Source organism: Streptomyces soli (genome assembly GCF_003999195.1).
Lineage (GTDB): Bacteria > Actinomycetota > Actinomycetes > Streptomycetales > Streptomycetaceae > Actinacidiphila > Actinacidiphila soli.
This window is the reverse complement of the sequence record NZ_RJVR01000296.1, coordinates 1-11,589: the sequence shown is the minus strand read 5'-3', so window position 1 is coordinate 11,589 and position 11,589 is coordinate 1. Positions and strand designations below refer to the sequence as shown.

The 11,589-nt window shown below is 72.1% G+C and carries 17 protein-coding genes and 2 pseudogenes; 8 read left to right on the top strand and 11 right to left on the bottom strand.

The window, feature by feature from the left end:
• From EFK10_RS33410 to EFK10_RS33400, 3 genes are all read right to left on the bottom strand, one after another.
• Positions 1–439 (bottom strand): methyltransferase (locus tag EFK10_RS33410; protein WP_240677634.1); only part of this gene is annotated, 439 nt, incomplete at its 3' end.
• 212 nt (positions 440–651) lie between these two features.
• A complete protein-coding gene (locus EFK10_RS33405; protein ID WP_127359398.1) occupies positions 652–999 on the bottom strand; it encodes a DUF6204 family protein in 348 nt (115 codons plus the stop codon).
• A 63-nt stretch (positions 1,000–1,062) separates the two neighbouring features.
• Entirely contained in the window at positions 1,063–1,665 is a 603-nt protein-coding gene (locus EFK10_RS33400) for an NADPH-dependent FMN reductase (protein ID WP_127359397.1), read from the bottom strand.
• Positions 1,666–1,767: 102 nt separating this feature from the next.
• Between EFK10_RS33400 and EFK10_RS33395 the strand changes: the two genes are divergently transcribed.
• Positions 1,768–2,622: a helix-turn-helix domain-containing protein gene (locus EFK10_RS33395; RefSeq protein WP_127359396.1), complete on the top strand. Its 855-nt coding sequence runs from the start codon at positions 1,768–1,770 to the stop codon at positions 2,620–2,622.
• Between the two features lie 86 nt (positions 2,623–2,708).
• Here the strand turns inward: EFK10_RS33395 and EFK10_RS33390 are convergent.
• Together EFK10_RS33390 and EFK10_RS33385 are read right to left on the bottom strand one after the other, a co-directional pair.
• Positions 2,709–3,074 (bottom strand): annotated as a pseudogene (locus EFK10_RS33390) (LysR family transcriptional regulator substrate-binding protein); the annotation flags it as partial.
• A gap of 113 nt (positions 3,075–3,187) precedes the next feature.
• Positions 3,188–3,997: an IclR family transcriptional regulator gene (locus EFK10_RS33385; RefSeq protein WP_127359395.1), complete on the bottom strand. Its 810-nt coding sequence runs from the start codon at positions 3,995–3,997 to the stop codon at positions 3,188–3,190.
• 144 nt (positions 3,998–4,141) lie between these two features.
• Between EFK10_RS33385 and EFK10_RS33380 the strand changes: the two genes are divergently transcribed.
• The 4 genes from EFK10_RS33380 to EFK10_RS33370 all read left to right on the top strand — a co-directional run bounded on the left by EFK10_RS33380 (position 4,142) and on the right by EFK10_RS33370 (position 6,545).
• Positions 4,142–5,131, top strand: a complete 990-nt coding sequence (locus EFK10_RS33380) for a sugar kinase (protein WP_206305690.1) — start codon at positions 4,142–4,144, stop codon at positions 5,129–5,131.
• A gap of 26 nt (positions 5,132–5,157) precedes the next feature.
• Positions 5,158–5,811, top strand: a complete 654-nt coding sequence (locus EFK10_RS33375; protein ID WP_240677633.1) for a bifunctional 4-hydroxy-2-oxoglutarate aldolase/2-dehydro-3-deoxy-phosphogluconate aldolase — start codon at positions 5,158–5,160, stop codon at positions 5,809–5,811.
• A gap of 156 nt (positions 5,812–5,967) precedes the next feature.
• Complete coding sequence (locus EFK10_RS47980) at positions 5,968–6,111, top strand: hypothetical protein (RefSeq protein ID WP_164836250.1); 144 nt, start codon at positions 5,968–5,970, stop codon at positions 6,109–6,111.
• A gap of 29 nt (positions 6,112–6,140) precedes the next feature.
• Positions 6,141–6,545 (top strand): YchJ family protein, encoded by a 405-nt coding sequence (locus EFK10_RS33370; protein ID WP_127359394.1) that lies wholly within the window; start codon positions 6,141–6,143, stop codon positions 6,543–6,545.
• Between the two features lie 116 nt (positions 6,546–6,661).
• On the opposite strand, the gene EFK10_RS33365 is transcribed toward EFK10_RS33370, so the two are convergent.
• The 3 genes from EFK10_RS33365 to EFK10_RS33355 all read right to left on the bottom strand — a co-directional run bounded on the left by EFK10_RS33365 (position 6,662) and on the right by EFK10_RS33355 (position 8,694).
• The gene (locus EFK10_RS33365; protein WP_127359393.1) at positions 6,662–7,108 is read right to left on the bottom strand and encodes an SRPBCC family protein; all 447 of its coding nucleotides are present in this window, start codon (positions 7,106–7,108) and stop codon (positions 6,662–6,664) included.
• Between the two features lie 19 nt (positions 7,109–7,127).
• Positions 7,128–7,730, bottom strand: coding sequence for a GNAT family N-acetyltransferase (locus tag EFK10_RS33360; protein ID WP_127359392.1), 603 nt, complete (start codon positions 7,728–7,730; stop codon positions 7,128–7,130).
• A 247-nt stretch (positions 7,731–7,977) separates the two neighbouring features.
• Positions 7,978–8,694, bottom strand: a complete 717-nt coding sequence (locus tag EFK10_RS33355; protein ID WP_127359391.1) for a GNAT family N-acetyltransferase — start codon at positions 8,692–8,694, stop codon at positions 7,978–7,980.
• A 151-nt stretch (positions 8,695–8,845) separates the two neighbouring features.
• Between EFK10_RS33355 and sigJ the strand changes: the two genes are divergently transcribed.
• Complete coding sequence (gene sigJ, locus EFK10_RS33350) at positions 8,846–9,757, top strand: RNA polymerase sigma factor SigJ (protein WP_127359400.1); 912 nt, start codon at positions 8,846–8,848, stop codon at positions 9,755–9,757.
• Between the two features lie 19 nt (positions 9,758–9,776).
• Entirely contained in the window at positions 9,777–10,139 is a 363-nt protein-coding gene (locus EFK10_RS33345) for a DoxX family protein (RefSeq protein ID WP_127359390.1), read from the top strand.
• Here EFK10_RS33345 and EFK10_RS33340 read toward each other — a convergent pair.
• Positions 10,114–10,554: a DoxX family protein gene (locus EFK10_RS33340; RefSeq protein ID WP_127359389.1), complete on the bottom strand. Its 441-nt coding sequence runs from the start codon at positions 10,552–10,554 to the stop codon at positions 10,114–10,116. The two genes, EFK10_RS33345 and EFK10_RS33340, sit on opposite strands and share 26 nt — an antisense overlap.
• Before the next feature lie 29 nt (positions 10,555–10,583).
• On the opposite strand from EFK10_RS33340, the gene EFK10_RS47975 reads away from it, so the two are divergent.
• Positions 10,584–10,760 (top strand): hypothetical protein, encoded by a 177-nt coding sequence (locus tag EFK10_RS47975; RefSeq protein WP_164836249.1) that lies wholly within the window; start codon positions 10,584–10,586, stop codon positions 10,758–10,760.
• Positions 10,761–10,944: 184 nt separating this feature from the next.
• Here EFK10_RS47975 and EFK10_RS33335 read toward each other — a convergent pair whose 3' ends face one another.
• Both EFK10_RS33335 and EFK10_RS48970 read right to left on the bottom strand, forming a co-directional pair.
• Positions 10,945–11,373 (bottom strand): hypothetical protein, encoded by a 429-nt coding sequence (locus EFK10_RS33335; RefSeq protein ID WP_127359388.1) that lies wholly within the window; start codon positions 11,371–11,373, stop codon positions 10,945–10,947.
• A pseudogene (locus EFK10_RS48970) lies at positions 11,304–11,589 on the bottom strand (hypothetical protein); the annotation flags it as partial. The gene EFK10_RS33335 and the pseudogene EFK10_RS48970, both read right to left, overlap by 70 nt.

The window sequence follows — 11,589 nt, the reverse complement described above, 5'->3', positions numbered from 1 at the left end:
CGGGCGCCAGGCGGGGCGGGGCCGCCGCGCACAGGCGGTCGAGCAGCGCCCGGCCGTCGGGGCCGGCGTCCCAGGCCAGCTCGGGGCCGCCGCGCGGTAGGCGGGGGCGGTGGGGGGCGGCCACGTAGGGCGGATTGGCCACGATGAGGTCGAATTCCTCGTCCGCGACCGGATCCGTCAGGTCCCCGCGCAGCACCCGCACCGGCGCCCGCCGCAGCGCGGCATTGCACCGGGCCGCGAGCACCGCCCACGGCGACAGGTCGATGGCGGTGACCTGCCCAGTCCCGGCCCGTACGGCCGCCAGGGCCAGCGCCCCGGTTCCGGTGAACAGATCCAGCACCCGGGAGCCGGGCTGTATCGCCGCTGTCCGCAGGGCGCGGGCGAGAAGCCACGTATCGCTCTGGGGCGGGTAGACGTTCGGTGGTCGCAGTAGTCGCACAGGCCACGGGTACCTCGAAGAAACCATCTCAAACCAGCGGAAACCAACCGGCCGGGATAGGAATGAGCCATGGCCGACACCGCACTTGTCGTCATCGACATGATCAACCCCCCGTCCCGACTCTTCGTCCTGCGCCTGCCCCGCGTGGGGTCGGTGACGCCTGCGCCGGGCGCGATGCTGGGCGCCCGGCGCAAGCAGCGCGGTGCGAGATGTCAGCGGAGCTGGCGGCGCCGGCGCTTGCCGAGCGGTGCCTGGGAGAGGTCCTCGGAGTGGGAGCGGAGGCTTTTGTAGGGATATCCGCGCTCGGTGAGCCAGGCGGACGCAGCGGACTCGGCACGCGCGGTGGCCAAGAGGATGTCCTCTTCGGCTTCGCCCGAGTCGAGGAAGCGGAAGGTGAAGGCGGGGCGGGCGGCGAGGTCGTAGGTGAGGTGGCCTTCGGGGGTGAAGGCGGCGTGCAGGACGTCATGGTCGGCGGCGTCGGCGAGGAGGGCGGTTCGGTGGTCGGCGGAGAGGTTGTCGAAGACACCGCGGACGGTGATGCGGAACGTGCGGGTGCTCATGGCTGGACCCTAGGGGCCGGGTCGGCGAAGCTCCACCGCATTTCCCGGCCCCGCCTGGCGGCGCTACGTGAAGGCGTACGGGCGCTCGTTGCGGGCGGCGTGCAGGACGGAGGCCCACCAGTGGAGTTGGTCGAGGAGGAGCTTTGCGGCGCCTTCGGGGGCTTCGGGCTCCTTGAGGCGGCCGTCGGGGCCGAAGAGGAGGTAGTAGCGGGGGAAGGTGACGAGGTCGCGGACGGTGACGGCGTGGAGTTCGCAGAAGACCTGGCGGAGTTGCTCGATGGCGAGGAGGGCTCCGCTGCCGCCGCTGTAGCCGACGAAGCCGATGGGCTTGGCCCGCCATTCGTTGTAGTGCCAGTCGATGGCGGCCTTGAGGGAGGCGGGGAAGCTGCGGTTGTACTCGGGGGTGACCACGACGAACGCGTCGGCCGCGTCGAGCCGCCGGGTGAGGTCGGCCATGGATTCCGGGCGGGGGAGGTCGGGGGTCAGGGCCGGGGGCTCGGGGGGCATGGGGAGGGGGATGGGCGTGTCGGCGAGGTCGATGATGTCGAGGTCGAAGTGGCCGTGCAGCTCCGCCTGTTCGCGGAACCAGTGGGCGACGACCGGGCCGAAGCGCCCCTCCCGGACGCTGCCGATGATCACTGCGAGCCTGAGGTTGGTGTGGGTCATGGCGACCAATCTGCGGGGCGGGACGCAGACCAGGGAGGCCGGGCTGAGACTGGTAGTGGCAGAGCCACCGTGCGCGACGGCGCGGCCGGTACATTCGTCAGGGTGAGCGACAACGAGCTGGGCAGATTCCTGCGGCTCTGCCGCGAGGCCGTCACCCCCGCCGAGGTGGGGTTCCCCAGCGGGACCCGGCGCCGTACGCCGGGGCTGCGCAGGGCCGAGCTGGCCACGCTCGCCGGGGTGAGTGTCGAGTACGTGACCCGGCTTGAGCAGGGGCGCGACCGCAGGCCGTCGTCCCAGGTGCTGGTGGCGCTCGCGGACGCGCTGCGGTTGTCGGCCGAGGAGCGCGTTCACCTGCACCGGCTGACCAAACCGACCGACGGCAGCTCCGTCTGCCTGGGCGCCTCGCCGCCGGCCCGCGCGGTGCGCCCGACCGTGCGGGCGCTCCTGGACCGCCTTGAACCGACGCCCGCCGTGCTGCTCAACCGGCTGAGCGAGGTGCTGGCGTACACCGACGGCTACGAGCGTCTGGCTGGGCCCGTCGGCATGCTGGACGGCGCCCCGCCCAATCTGGCCCGCTTCGTCTTCACCGATGCCCGGGCCCGTACCGCCTATCCCGAATGGGACCGCGTCGCCGACGAACAGGTAGCGAGCCTGAAACGCGAGCCCTTCCGCGCGGATCCGCATATCGCCATGCTCACCGACGAGTTGACGGTCGTTGCCGGTCTGCCCTTCGCCGAGCGGCTCGAGACGCTCCCGGGCATCCCGAAGCGTTCGGGCGTCGAGCGCCTGGTCCACCCCGAGGCAGGTGAACTGCGGTTGGCGTACGAGATCCTGGCGCTGCCGGACGGCGACGACCAGCGCCTGCTCGTCCACCTCCCGGCCGACGAGGCCACGTCGGACGCGCTGGACCGCCTCAACGGCCGTCGGCCGGGGGCACTTCGCGCGGTGAACGGCTGACGGGGATATTGCCTGGGAAACGATTCCGGCGGGGGCGTCCAGTCGATACGGGACAGCCGGCCGCGGGCCAGTTCGCGGGCGACGGCGATCCGGGGCAGCAGGGCCATGCCCATGCCCATGGCGACGCTCTGCTTGGCGGCGTCGACCGAATCGAGGTCGAAGATCCGGGGCCGGGAGGCGGCCGGGTCGAGGCTGATGGCCTGCTCGAACTGCCGGTGGTACCTGGCGCGGTCGGCCCGGATCAGGGTGGCGCCGCGCAGTTCGGCGTCGGTGGGACGGGCGCGGCCGGCGAGGGGATGGTCCGGGCCGCCGACGAGCACCAGCGGTTCGGGGCACAGCACCTGGGTGTCCAGGTGCTCGGCGTCGCCTCCGGCCGAGTCGACAAAGAAGGCACAGTCCAGCCGGCCCTCACGTACGCCGGCCAGCGGATCCCCGCAGGCTGACGCGTGCATGGAGATCTGGACCTTGGGATAGCGCCGGAAGAGGTACTCGATGACCGGGAGCAAAACCGGGCGATCGGTATGTCAAGTTCTCCCTTGAAGTTGGCGGGAATCCGGACGGGGCGTCAGGCGCCCGTCGGAACGCTCCCGCCGAGCCGCTCGGTGATGGCACTCGCGGTGGCGATGAGCATGGCCCCGATCCCGGGCACGCGCTCACGGGTCACGCGGGAGGCCGGCCCCGAGACGCTCACCGCCGTGGCGACGGCCCCGCTGTGGTCGAAGACGGCTGCCGCGACGCAGCGGATGTCCTGCTCGTTCTCCACGTCGTCGACGGAGTAGCCGCGTTGCCGTACGAGGGCGAGGTCGGCGCGCAGCCGCTCGGGCGAGGTGATGGTGTCCGCGGTCCGGGGCGGCAGGCTGGCCCCGATGACCGACTCGATGACGTCCTCGGTGGCGTGGGCGAGGAACGCCTTGCCGGTGGCGGTGCAGTAGGCCGGCTGGCGATTGCCGATCCTGGAGTGCATACGGACGGGCTGGACGCTCTCGACCTTGTCGATGTAGACGATCTCCGGGGGCTCGAAGGACACCAGGTGCACCGTCTCGCCCGCGTCCTGCGCGAGCCGGTGCAGCAGTGGCGAGGCGGCCTGCCGCACGTCGAGGCGTTCCAGATAGATCTGGCCGAGCAGGGCGTTCTGCGGGCCCAGCCGGTATCGGCCGCTCTCCGGATCCTGGTCCACCAGCCGCAACTCGCGCAGAGGCGCGACCAGTCGCAGCACGGTGCTCTTGCTCAGTTGCAGGCCGGTGGCGAGTTCGGTCAGCGTGGCGCCATGCGGGTGCCCCCGGTCCTCGGCCAGGAACATCACCATGCCCAGGGCGCGCCGCAGCGACGAGGAGGCGTTGCGCCGGTCGCCGGTCGCGTCGGTGGTGTTCTGCATCGCACAACACCATATCGCATCGCGAAATTCGACCGTTGACCCCGGCAGTTGGGTGGGTTAGCTTCTGGCTGGCGCTGTGCTGGACGAAATGTGGTTCTGCATAGCAAAACAGCGACGTCTCCGCCTCGAATCGAAGGGACCTCCGTGACACCGACCGGCCAGGGGCACAGCGGAGCCGACGTGGTGTGCATCGGGGAGACCATGGCCGTGCTCAGCCCGCCGGACGCGCGGCCCTTGGCCGACCAGCCGGCGCTGGCGCTGGCCGTGGGCGGCGCGGAGTCCAACGTCGCCTGCGGCCTCGCGGCCCTGGGGCACCGGGCCGCCTGGCTGAGCCGGGTCGGCGACGACCCGTTCGGCCGGCGCATCCTGGCGGACCTGACGGCCCGTGGGGTCGACGTGACGGGCGTCGAGGTCGATCCCGTACGGCAGACGGGCGTCTACTTCAAAGACCCGGGCCCCAACGGGACCGGTATGCACTACTACCGGCGGGATTCCGCCGCCACGCTCATGGGCCCCGGAATCCTGGGGCTTCCACTGCTGAGCCGCGCCCGCGTCCTGCATCTGTCCGGGATCACCGCAGCGCTCTCCGGCAGCTGCGCCGAACTGGTGGAGGACCTCGTCATCCGGCGGACCGTCACCGGTCCGGCCGTCTCCTTCGACGTCAACCACCGTCCCCCGCTGTGGCGTCAGCCGTCCGCCGAGCCGGCCCGTGTCCTGCTGGCCCTGGCCAGGGCGGCCGACGTCGTCTTCGTGGGACGCGACGAGGCCGAGGCGCTGTGGGGCACCGCAACGCCCGAGAAGATCCGGGACCTTCTCGCGCCGGCGCCGCACCTCGTCGTCAAGGACGCCGGACACGGGGCCACCGCCTACGAGGCCGACGGAGACCCGGTGTTCGTACCCGCTCCCAGGTCCCGGGTGGTCGAACGCGTCGGCGCGGGCGACGCCTTCGCCGCCGGCTATCTGTCGGGCCTCCTCGAAGGCCGCGACGTACAGAGCCGCTTGCGCCTCGGGCACATCGTCGCGGCGGCGACCCTGCAGACCACGCAGGACGTCCCGGCCATCCCGCCACGGCGCGAACTCGACCGCCAACTCGTCCTCGACGACGCGGCCTGGTCCGCGCTGCGCCTCCACTGAAGGATCACCGAGGAGTACGACGACCCATGAGTGACCGGATGACTGCCGACGTACGCGGATCCCACGACGTGCTCGCGGAGTTGTCCGCCGACCGCGTCATCGCCGTGATCAGGGCGCCGGAGATACCGGACGCGGCCGCGCTGTGCGACGCGTTGGTGGCCGGGGGCATCCGGTGGATCGAGTTCACCTTCACCACCCCGGGCCTCGCCGCGCATCTGCGACGGGCGGCGTCGGGCACCGGCTACCGGGTCGGGGCCGGGACGGTCATGACCGCCGTACAGGCGCAGGAGGCGATCGGCGCGGGCGCGGCCTTCCTGGTCAACCCGGGGTGCCGGCCGGCCGTCGCGGAAGTCGCCGGCGCCGCCGGGATCCCGGTGGTCATGGGCGCGTTGACGCCCACCGAGGTCGCGCAGGCGTACGACCTGGGGGCGGTCGCGGTGAAGATCTTCCCGGCCCGCGCGGTAGGCCCGCGCTACTTCGGCGACCTCGCGGGCCCCTACCCCGACGTCCCGCTGGTCGCCTCGGGTGGCGTCGACGCCGGCAACGCCGCCGCCTTCCTCGCCGCCGGGGCCCGCGCCGTCTGCGCCGGGTCAGGGGTGGTGCCGCCCGACGCCGTGGCCGCCGCCGACTGGTCCGGCATCACCGACCGGGCGAAGGCCTTTGTGAAGGCGCTGGGCTGACGCTCGACGGTACGCGGCGGGTCAATGGGCCACACTGACAAGTAACTTATGAATGTCCAATGATGCGCACGTTCTCAACCCAGGAGATCGCCATCCGCGCCCCGACCGGGGCGCCCAGAACATCCGCCGCGACTCCGAAGGGCGTCACGGAACGGTATGAGCACATCCAGAGGTCTGCAGGCGAACGTCCTGGGCACCTTCGGCCTCGTCGGCACCGCCGCCACCCGCGTGCCCTGGTCGTACCACGGTGACCCGGCGGCCGTCGTCACCCAGTGGCACGCCAGGATCACCGGGTCCTGACCCCCGCGCCCGGCAGGCACAATGGCCGCATGTCCCGACGCGTCACCGCCGCCTCGCCCTGTCCCTGCGGGCTGCCCGCCACGTACGCCGAGTGCTGCGGCCGCCGGCACTCCGGCAAGGCGCCCGCCGCCACCGCCGAGGCCCTGATGCGCTCCCGCTACAGCGCCTTCGTCGTCGAGGACGAGCCCTACCTGCTGCGCACCTGGCACCCAGGGACCCGGCCGCCGCACCTCGACTTCGACCCGGGCATGCGCTGGACCGGGCTGGATATCATCGGCACCGCGGACGGCAGCAGCTTCCACACCGCCGGCACCGTGACCTTCCGCGCCCGCTACACCCAGGACGGCAGCCCCGGCGAACTGCACGAGCGCAGCCGCTTCGTACGGCAGGACGGCGCCTGGGTCTACGTCGACGGCGACTTCCCCGACGCCTGACCGGTGAGCGGCAGCGCCATGCGCTTGGACACTGCCCGCTGAACCTGTGAATTGACCAGGTGTCAGCTGTGCACGGGCTGCCAAAGCGGGGCCGAGGATTCCGGTCCGTACCTCGCTCAGGTGTTGGCCGCTCGCGCAAGCAGCCCGGTGACCGCGCGGCCGAACATCAGCCGCCCCGCCCAGGCCGTCGGCCGGTCCAGAAGCGCGGGCAGTATCCGCACCCGAAGATCCTCGGTCCAGACGACCTCCGAGCCGCCGCCCTGCTCCCGTACCTCGATCTCCGCCCAGCCGGTGACGAAGGTGCCCCGCTTCTCCAGCCGGCAATGCCCGGCCACGCCCGGCGCGGGCGGAGCCCAGCGCACGATCTCCATCGGGTCGTCGAAGGACGCCCGCCCGAGCCCGCTGCGCGCGACGAACCTCGTGCCCGGGCCGGACGGCGGCGGGGTCGCCACGGTGATCGTGGTCAGCGGTACGTGGGCGGCATGGCGTTCCCAGTCGGTGAGCCGGCGCCAGGCTTCGGCGGCCGGCAGGGACGTACGGCGCTGGATACGGAAGACAGCCACCGGCCGATCATAGGTTCCGTCATTCGAGGATCCAGCCCGACATCCACCGCTCCCGGATCGCCGGCCACTCCGAGGCGACCAGTGAGTAGTAGACGCTGTCGCGCCACGAGCCGTCCATCCGCCGCAGGTGCCGGCGCAGCACCCCCTCGCGAATACCGCCGATCCGCACCACCGCGTCCTGAGAGGCCTGGTCGAGGTCGTCGAGCCGCCACTGCACCCGCCCGAACCCCAGGTCCTCGAAGGCGTGGTAGACCAGGATGAACTGGCTCTCCAACTGCACCGGCGTCCCCCACAGGGAGCGGTCCAGCCAGCTCCAGCCGATGTCCACCCGTTCGTTCGCCACCGAGATGTTCAGGTACGCCGCCCAGCCCGCCGGCTGCTGCGTCGACCGGGGCAGCACCGTGAACACCACTGCCTCACCCGCCGCCTGCTGGGCCAGCCGCTGCTCCGCCAGCGCGCCCATCTCCGCCTCGGTGCTGGGCGTGGTCGTCGGCAGCCAGCGCCATATCCCGTCGTCGCCACCGCCGGACCGGTAGAGGCCGGGGACGTGGCTGAGCGACAGCGGGACCAGCCGTACGTACCGGCCGTCGATGGAGACAGGAGCGGGGAAGCGTACTGCCATGCTCGAACGCTAGGGGAGCGGGCGCCGACTGTCGCGTTCTCGCGTATTTCCGCACGTACGGCGAGTCGGCCGGGTCGCTCGGACCGGTCAGGTCGGTCAGGGGATCCCGCGCCGAACCCGGCAGGGATTGCCCACGGGCGCCGACCGGATCGGCCGTGGCGGTGGTCGCCCAGACCGTGGTGGCCGCCGTGCGCACCACGCCGCTGGACCTACCGTGGCCCGGGCCAGCGGAGCGCTGTGTGCGCCGTTAGGCCGTTACGCCCTCACGCCGGCGTTGTGCCGGGACGCGGGCCGCCGAGAAGGCGGTCCTGCGGCGCAGCCGGAAGCCCAGCGACTCGTAGAGCCTGATGGCGTTGGTGTTCTCCGCCGCCGCGTGCATGAAGGGGATCTCGCCGCGCTCCCGGATACCCGCCGCGACCGCCAGCACCAGGCGCGAGGCCAGGCCCTGCCCCCGGTAGGCGTCGTCCGTGCAGACCGCGCTGATCTCCGTCCAGCCCGGAGGGTGCAGCCGCTCGCCGGCCATGGCTACCAGGGCGCCGTCGCGGCGGATGCCCAGGTAGGTGCCCATCTCGATGGTGCGGGGCAGGAAGGGCCCCGGCCGGGTGCGCTCCACCAGGGCCAGCATCTCCGGTACATCCCCGGGGCCGAGGCGTACCGCCTCCTCGTCCGGCGCGGCAGCGACCGACTCGTCGACCAGCTGCACGCCCTCGGCGTGGAACTCCACCTCCCACTCGCCCGGCGGCGGCACCCGTACGGCCGCCAGCGGCACCAGCGCACCGGCGCCGGCCAGGGCGGCGATGTCCTCCCAGTCGCGGGCGTCCGGATCGTCCGGGAGCGCCATCCACGGCGAGACCTCGACCGGGTAGCGCAGCACTCGGCCACGGCGCTCCGCGAAGTGCGCGTGGGGGCCGGTCAGTGAGGAAAGGGCGGGGTTGTCCAGGGGATGGGGCGCGCTCGCGCTCATCGGGGCCGGCCTCCGGAGGGATTGGTCATTCGGGCAACAGTGTCAAGCGCGCGGGCGGGCCCGCTATTCCGGCACATTTTTTGTTCATGGCGGTGTCACACTCCGGGCGTCCGTACGGCTCTCAGGATGTGACCGCGACAGGAGGCCCATGATGTCCGACCCGGCAGACACCGCGACGAAGGTGTTCACCGACCACCGCGAGCTGCTGTTCTCCATCGTCTACAGCATGCTCGGCAGCGTCGCCGACACCGAGGACGTACTCCAGGAGACCTGGCTCTCCTGGGCGCCCAGGAGCCGGGCGCGGGACGCGGAGCCGATCGACAGCCCGCGCGCCTACCTGGTACGGATCGCGGTGAACAAGGCCCTGGCCCGCCAGGCCGCCATCAGCCGGCGCCGAGAGACGTACGTCGGCCCGTGGCTCCCCGAACCGCTCGTCACCGAGGTCGCCGAGACGGCCGACACCGCCGATGCCTCCGAGGTCGTCGAGCGTACGGAGTCGGTCTCGATGGCGCTGCTGGTCGTCCTGGAGACCCTCACCCCGCTGGAGCGCGCGGTCTTCGTCCTGCACGAGGTGTTCGGCTACGCCCACACCGAGACCGCCGACATCCTCGGCCGCACCCCCGCCGCCGTACGCCAGCTCGCCCACCGCGCCCGGGAGCACGTCCACGCCCGGCGCCCCCGCTACCGCGCGGACCCGCTGCTGCGGCAGCAGGTGACCGAACGTTTCGTGGCCGCCGCCTTCGGCGGTGACCTGGACGCCCTGCTGCAACTCCTCGCCCCCGACGTGACCTTGTGGGCCGACGGCGGAGGCAAGGCCGCGGCAGCGGGTCCCCGGCCGATCCACGGCCGCGACAAGGTCGCCCGGCTGCTCGTCAACCGTGCCGCCCACCGGCCCGAGGACCTCAGCGTCCGCTATCTCCAGGTCAACGGAGGGCCCTCGGCGGTGCTGTTCGCCGGCGACTCGCCCTTCGCCGTGCTCGTCCTCGATCTGACCCCGGACGGCGAGCAGGTCCGCGAGATCTTCAACGTCACCAATCCCGACAAGCTCTCCCGTCTCGGATGAACACCGCTTGGAGATTCCCATGTATGTCGCATACGTCGTCGTCAGTGCCGTGGTCGTCGCCTACTGCGTCTTCTCGGCCGTGATGGACTTCATCCGCTACGAGCCGATCCTCGTCAGCATGACCAAGGCGGGGGTGCCGCACTCGTGGCTGCCCCGGCTGGGCGCGCTCAAGGCGGCGGGCGCGCTGGGAGTGCTGCTCGGCCTCGTCGGCGTGCCATGGATCGGGGCGGCCGCCGCCGTCGGCATCGTCCTGTTCTTCGTGGGCGCCATCGCCACCCATGTGCGGGCCCGGGACACCTCGTTCGGCCTGGCCGCCGCCTTCCTCGCCCTGGCGCTGGCCGCGCTGGTGTTGGGGGTCAACGGCCCTGGATACGCGATCTGATCAGCCCGACGAGCCGCGCGGTGTTCCGGCGCCGCGCCCAGGCGATGATGCCGGCCAGCACCATGATGATCAGCGGGGTCGCCGCGTTCTCGCCATGGAAGACGGCGACCTGGGTGACGAAGGCGCCGATCATCAGGCCGATGTAGGCCAGGCCGGCCAGACCGCAGAGCAGGGGGATCAGCAGGGCCACGGCCCCGGCCAGTTCCAGGCTGCCGACGAAGTACATGAACCAGTCGCCGAGGCCGATCTTGTCGAAGGCGTCGGTTGCCGACGGATGGGCGATGAGCTTGGGCAGGGCGCTGGCCACCCCGAAGAACAGGGCGAGCAGCACCTGCAGGACGCGCAGGGCGAGTTCGCTCTTGGCCGGCGAGGTGGTGCGGGTGGGGGTCGTGGTGGTGGCGGTCGCTTCGGACATCGTGGTCTCCTCCGTTGAGCAGGGTGGGTGTGGCGCTCGTAGAGAAGGACGGCACGGAGCAACGGAATTCATCGGTGTCTGTGCTGGTGGCGGCTGTCCGCACGGGTGATCCGGCGCTCATCGTCGCCTTCGCCGTGTCGTGGGCGGTGACACTGGCGCTGGGCTTCACGGCCTTCTGCCTGTGGGCCCGCCGCTGCCGTCGGTGACGGAGGCGGTCGGCGGTCGGCTTCACCTCCGGTCAGAGTGTCGACAGTGTGGGGGATCAAGGGACTTGGCGCCGTGCATCCGCTGAACCCTGGCCACCGTCAGCAACGGATCCGATGTCCTGGACGTGCTGCTGAGCAACGGCGACGGCACCTTCGCCACCGCCACCGCCTTCACCACTCCCGCCTAACCGCCCGCGCAGCGGCACTGGCCGCAGTGCTCCTCCCACGGCGCGCTCGGCGTGCCGCAGCACACGCAGACCGATGGTGGGCTCAACGGACCGCCGCCGGCCAGCAGTTCGTTGAGGCGCCGGACGACCGCCGCCTCGGCGGCCGCCGTGTCGGCGGGGGAGAGGCCGCCGACCTCGCCCAACCGCAGCAGGGCGGGCCGCAGTTCACGCAGCATCCCGGCGTAGGTTTCCGCGTCGGGCAGCGGCAGCGAGGCGATCTCGGAGCCGGGGCGGAGCAGGCCGGTCAGAGAACGGCTGGCCAGGAAGGCGGCGGCGATGTCGGGGAACAGTCCGTCAGGGGCGCCCGGCAGGGTGATCAGCCGCCACACGGTGGGTCCGTCGACCGGCCAGGGGGCGTCGGCGGCCGGTCCGGCACCGGCAGCCATGCGGGCCACCTGCCACTTGGCGGTGAGGGCGACGGCCACTGGGCGTACAGGCCCAGGTGGCCGGCGAGGGTTCTGGCCGCCGCCGTACGCCACGCGGCCAGAGCGTGCGGGATCTCGCCCGGCGCGGGGCCCCCCAGCTCCTCCCAGCCGGGCAGCAGCGGCAACCGCCCCCGCCCCGGGGCCGCGCCACCGTCGGCCGCCGCTTCCACGGCGTCG

Bases quoted from the DNA above. Each gene is read 5' to 3' on its own strand.
- EFK10_RS33405 (WP_127359398.1), bottom strand. From the start codon at position 999: ATGAGCACCCGCACGTTCCGCATCACCGTCCGCGGTGTCTTCGACAAC.
- EFK10_RS33400 (WP_127359397.1), bottom strand. From the start codon at position 1,665: ATGACCCACACCAACCTCAGGCTCGCAGTGATCATCGGCAGCGTCCGG.
- EFK10_RS33385 (WP_127359395.1), bottom strand. From the start codon at position 3,997: ATGCAGAACACCACCGACGCGACCGGCGACCGGCGCAACGCCTCCTCG.
- EFK10_RS33375 (WP_240677633.1), top strand. From the start codon at position 5,158: ATGAGTGACCGGATGACTGCCGACGTACGCGGATCCCACGACGTGCTC.
- EFK10_RS47980 (WP_164836250.1), top strand. From the start codon at position 5,968: ATGAGCACATCCAGAGGTCTGCAGGCGAACGTCCTGGGCACCTTCGGC.
- EFK10_RS33370 (WP_127359394.1), top strand. From the start codon at position 6,141: ATGTCCCGACGCGTCACCGCCGCCTCGCCCTGTCCCTGCGGGCTGCCC.
- EFK10_RS33360 (WP_127359392.1), bottom strand. From the start codon at position 7,730: ATGGCAGTACGCTTCCCCGCTCCTGTCTCCATCGACGGCCGGTACGTA.
- EFK10_RS33355 (WP_127359391.1), bottom strand. From the start codon at position 8,694: ATGAGCGCGAGCGCGCCCCATCCCCTGGACAACCCCGCCCTTTCCTCA.
- sigJ (WP_127359400.1), top strand. From the start codon at position 8,846: ATGTCCGACCCGGCAGACACCGCGACGAAGGTGTTCACCGACCACCGC.
- EFK10_RS33345 (WP_127359390.1), top strand. From the start codon at position 9,777: ATGTATGTCGCATACGTCGTCGTCAGTGCCGTGGTCGTCGCCTACTGC.
- EFK10_RS33340 (WP_127359389.1), bottom strand. From the start codon at position 10,554: ATGTCCGAAGCGACCGCCACCACCACGACCCCCACCCGCACCACCTCG.
- EFK10_RS33335 (WP_127359388.1), bottom strand. From the start codon at position 11,373: ATGGCTGCCGGTGCCGGACCGGCCGCCGACGCCCCCTGGCCGGTCGAC.